We start from the raw sequence: 276 nt of genomic DNA on the forward strand, positions 1-276 counted from the left end.
GTGGCCCGGAGGGCGACGATGGTCTTGCCGGACCCTACTTCACCTTGCAGTAGGCGGTTCATCGGTGTATCCCGAGCCAGCTCTTCTGAAAGGGTCTTGCCGACAGCGGACTGTCCCGCCGTGAGGGTGAACGGCAGGTTGCCATCGAATTTCTCCAACAATCCCCCGCTGACCCGACGGCGGGCGGTCGCCTCTTCGGCTGCCAACTGGGACCGTCGCCGGGCCAAGGCTGTCTGCAGGACCAGCGCCTCCTGGTAGCGGAAGCGATCCTGTGCC

The 276-nt window shown here is 65.2% G+C and carries 1 pseudogene; it reads right to left on the reverse strand.

The features are described from left to right. Positions 1–276: pseudogene (locus tag SB772_RS40530) on the reverse strand (ATP-dependent DNA helicase RecG); the annotation flags it as partial.

Source organism: Paraburkholderia sp. SIMBA_030 (assembly GCF_046535245.1).
GTDB lineage: Bacteria > Pseudomonadota > Gammaproteobacteria > Burkholderiales > Burkholderiaceae > Paraburkholderia.